General features: G+C 69.0%; 5 protein-coding genes. 4 read left to right on the top strand and 1 reads right to left on the bottom strand.

From position 1 onward, the window contains the following. A partial coding sequence (locus VK611_30315) for a hypothetical protein (GenBank protein HMG45663.1) occupies nucleotides 1-760 on the top strand: 760 nt, incomplete at its 5' end. Between the two features lie 81 nt (nucleotides 761-841). Here the strand turns inward: VK611_30315 and VK611_30310 are convergent. Further along, nucleotides 842-1,186, bottom strand: coding sequence for a hypothetical protein (locus tag VK611_30310; protein ID HMG45662.1), 345 nt, complete (start codon nucleotides 1,184-1,186; stop codon nucleotides 842-844). A gap of 123 nt (nucleotides 1,187-1,309) precedes the next feature. On the opposite strand from VK611_30310, the gene VK611_30305 reads away from it, so the two are divergent. From VK611_30305 to VK611_30295, 3 genes are all read left to right on the top strand, one after another. After that, nucleotides 1,310-1,942, top strand: coding sequence for a peroxiredoxin (locus tag VK611_30305; GenBank protein HMG45661.1), 633 nt, complete (start codon nucleotides 1,310-1,312; stop codon nucleotides 1,940-1,942). Between the two features lie 111 nt (nucleotides 1,943-2,053). Next, nucleotides 2,054-2,809, top strand: a complete 756-nt coding sequence (locus VK611_30300) for an ABC transporter ATP-binding protein (GenBank protein HMG45660.1) — start codon at nucleotides 2,054-2,056, stop codon at nucleotides 2,807-2,809. A 22-nt stretch (nucleotides 2,810-2,831) separates the two neighbouring features. Further along, nucleotides 2,832-3,725: ABC transporter permease (locus VK611_30295; protein ID HMG45659.1), on the top strand; the 894-nt coding region annotated here is incomplete at its 3' end.

Here is a 3,725-nt window from a genome sequence, read left to right as displayed (position 1 = left end):
GTCGCTGGGCAGCGGGTCGGTCAGCTCGCTGCGCGGGGTCGACGCCGGCAAGGTCGTCCTGAGCGGCGTCGACCTGTCGCAGTGCCGCTTCCGGGGTGCCTACAACCTCGACAAGCTGCGCATCGAGGGACGCTGCCGGTTCGCCGACACGCCCCGGGGCGTGCGCTTCGGCCGGGCCTGGCCGCCCGTGTGGTGGTGGACGCGACGGCAGACGATCGTCGAGGAGCACCGCTGGCGGGGCCGCCGTCGCCGCCGGACCGAGGGCTGGACCAGCGAGTACCCGACCCGGCCCTCCGGGACGATCGGCTGGGGGCAGCCGACCCACGCCGAGGGTCTCGCGGCCATCTACCGGCAGCTGCGGAAGGCGTTCGAGGACGCCAAGAACGAGCCGGGCGCGGCCGACTTCTACTACGGCGAGATGGAGATGCGGCGGCTCAGCCCCACGACGCCCCGCAGCGAGCGCCTCGTCCTCACGCTGTACTGGCTGCTCTCCGGCTACGGCCTGCGGGCGAGCCGGGCGCTGCTGGGCCTGGTCGCCCTCGTCACGGCGACGACGTGGCTGCTCACCACCCGGGGCTTCGTGGCGGCCGGTACCGGCGTCGAGGAGGCGCTGCGGACGTCGCTCAACGCCGTGGTCTTCCGCACCAGCGCCGACGAGCTGACGACCACCGGCGCCTACGTCGAGATGTTCGCCCGCCTGCTGGGCCCGATCCTGCTGGCGCTGGCGGTCCTGTCGGTGCGCAACCGGGTCAAGCGCTGACGCGGCAGGGCCCGAGCGGAGGCACACGGGGGAGCGTGCGTTCCACTCGGGCCCTTGGAGCCAGCAGTGTGAAGGACCTGGTCAGGCCTTCTTCTTCGTGGCGGACTTGGGCTTGGACGGCTTCTCGGTGGTCGCCTGCGCCGTGGTCGCCGACGCCGACTCCTCCGGCTCCACCAGCGGGGTCACGGCGTCGACGAGCTCGCGGGCGAAGTCGCGCTGGGCGTCGATGAGCGCCTTGGCGAACTCGACCTGGCTGTCGACGATCTCGGCGGGCTTCGGCAGGCCGGCGGGGTAGCTCACGCGGGGGATGCGCCCCTCGGCACGCTCGACGCCCTTGCGGACGTAGTCGAGCACCGGCCGTTGGATGTCACGGATGGCCTCGACGAACCTGTCCTCGAACTCGGTCACACTCGTCAGGATGGTCATGGGCGCTAACTTTAGTTAGCAAAATGCTCGCGGGACAACTCGCCTAAATCCGACCGGGTAGGTCGCCTTTCGACGTCCGTGTGACTAGGCTCAGCCTCCGACTAGAGCTACCAGGAGGAAGGTATGTCGATCCGACTCGGCGACGATGCCCCGAACTTCAACGCCGAAACGACCGAGGGCAACGTCGACTTCTACGACTGGAAGGGCGACAGCTGGGCGGTCCTCTTCTCGCACCCCAAGGACTTCACCCCGGTCTGCACGACCGAGCTGGGTCGGGTCGCCGCCCTCAAGCCCGAGTTCGACCGGCGCAACGTGAAGGTCATCGGCCTCTCCGTCGACCCGATCGAGAGCCACCAGGACTGGAAGCAGGACATCGCCGACGTCACCGGCAGCGAGCTGAACTTCCCGCTCATCGCCGACTCCGACCGCAAGGTCGCCGACGCGTACGACCTGATCCACCCGAACGCGAGCGACACGACGACCGTCCGCTCGGTGTTCGTGGTCGGCCCGGACAACAAGGTGAAGCTCACGCTCACCTACCCGGCGTCCACCGGCCGCAACTTCGACGAGCTGCTCCGGGTCATCGACTCGCTGCAGCTCACCGCCAACCACAAGGTGGCCACGCCCGCCGACTGGAAGAACGGTGAGGACGTCATCATCGTCCCTGCGGTCACCGACGAGGAGGCCAAGGAGCGCTTCCCCGCCGGATGGGAGGCCAAGAAGCCCTACCTGCGGGTGACCAAGCAGCCAAGCTGATCCCCCGTCACGCTTGGTGTGGAAGCTCGGGCCGAGTCGGCCCGAGCTTCCACGCGTCACGGCCGAAATGGTGGTCCTTCGTTGTCACACCCACTGCGTAGGGTTGGGGCCATGACGGTCACCAACGACAGTCCGATCGCGCCCCCCGAAGTGGCGGCTGCAGCGGTCAACGCGACGAAGGTCTACGGCATGGGCGACACGGCGGTGCGCGCCCTCGACGACGTCAGCATCGACATCCCCAGCGAGCGCTTCACGGCGATCATGGGTCCCTCGGGCTCCGGCAAGTCCACGTTGATGCACTGCCTCGCCGGGCTCGACTGGCTCACCTCGGGCCAGGTCTTCGTGGCGGGCGTGCCGCTCGGGTCGCTCAGCGAGAAGGAGCTCACCCGGCTGCGGCGCGACCGGATCGGCTTCGTCTTCCAGGCGTTCAACCTGGTGCCGACGCTCACGGCCATCGAGAACATCACGCTGCCAATGCAGCTCGCCGGGCGCTCCCCTGACAAGGAGTGGGTCGACTACGTGGTGAAGACCGTCGGCCTGGCCGACCGGTTGACCCACCGCCCCGCCGAGCTCTCCGGTGGCCAGCAGCAGCGGGTGGCGGTCGCCCGGGCCCTGGCCAGCCGGCCGGCGATCATCTTCGCCGACGAGCCCACCGGCAACCTCGACAGCAAGTCGAGCACCGAGATCCTCGATTTCATGCGCAAGGCCGTCGACGAGCTGCAGCAGACCATCGTCATGGTCACGCACGATCCCGTGGCCGCCGGCCACGCCGACCACATCGTGTTCCTGGCCGACGGGCGCATCGTCGACGAGATGCCCGATCCCACCGCCGAGCGCGTGCTCGAGCGGCTGAAGCGATTCGACTGAGGCAGAGAGACAGAGGCAGACGGTGTTCAAGCTCTCGTTCCGCGACCTGCGCTCCCACGTGGGGCGCTACATCCTCACGTTCATCGCGGTGGCCATCGGCGTCGCCTTCATCGGCGGCGTGCTCACGCTGACCGACACGATGACCCGCACGTTCGACGACCTGTTCGCGGACATCAACGAGGGCACCGACGCCTGGGTGCGCGGCGAAGGCGCGTTCGAGACGGGGTTCGAGGGCGGGGGCACCGTGGCGCGCCCGCGCATCGACGCCTCGCTCGTCGACCAGATCGCCGCCGTCGACGGCGTCGCCCAGGTCGAGGGCTCCGTCACCGGCTACACCCGCCTGATCGACAAGGACGGCGAGCCCTACGGCAACCCGGCCTTCGGCGCCCCCACCTTCGGCGGCAGCTGGGGCGTGGTCGACGACCTCAACCCGTTCAACCTCGTCGAGGGATCCCGGGCCCCGGAGAGCTCCGACGAGGTCGTGATCGACAAGGCCACCGCCGACGCCACCGACTACGAGGTCGGCGACACCGCCCGCTTCGAGACGCCCACCGGCAACGGTGAGGCCACGATCGTCGGCATCGCCAAGTTCGGCACCGCCGACGGCCCGCTGGGCGCCAGCTTCGTCCTGTTCGACCAGGAGACGGCCGAGCGTCTGATCGCCGAGCCCGGCAAGGTCGACGGCATCGGGATCGTCGCCGACAGCGGCGTCTCCCAGACCACCGTCCGCAACCGGGTGGCCGACACGCTGTCCGGTGACAAGGTCGAGGTCATCACCGGCGAGGCGTTGACCAAGGAAACCCAGGACGACATGGCGGACCAGTTCGCCTTCTTCCGCAACCTGCTGCTCGGCTTCGCCTTCATCTCGGTGGCCGTCGGGGGGTTCGTGATCTACACGAGCTTCTCGTTCATCGTG

It is taken from the genome of Acidimicrobiales bacterium, from assembly GCA_035316325.1.
GTDB lineage: Bacteria > Actinomycetota > Acidimicrobiia > Acidimicrobiales > VFJN01 > DASXTK01.
Note: the sequence above shows the minus strand (reverse complement) of the source record. Positions and strands in the feature narration are given on the sequence as shown.

Bases quoted from the DNA above. Each gene is read 5' to 3' on its own strand.
- VK611_30310 (HMG45662.1), bottom strand. From the start codon at position 1,186: ATGACCATCCTGACGAGTGTGACCGAGTTCGAGGACAGGTTCGTCGAG.
- VK611_30305 (HMG45661.1), top strand. From the start codon at position 1,310: ATGTCGATCCGACTCGGCGACGATGCCCCGAACTTCAACGCCGAAACG.
- VK611_30300 (HMG45660.1), top strand. From the start codon at position 2,054: ATGACGGTCACCAACGACAGTCCGATCGCGCCCCCCGAAGTGGCGGCT.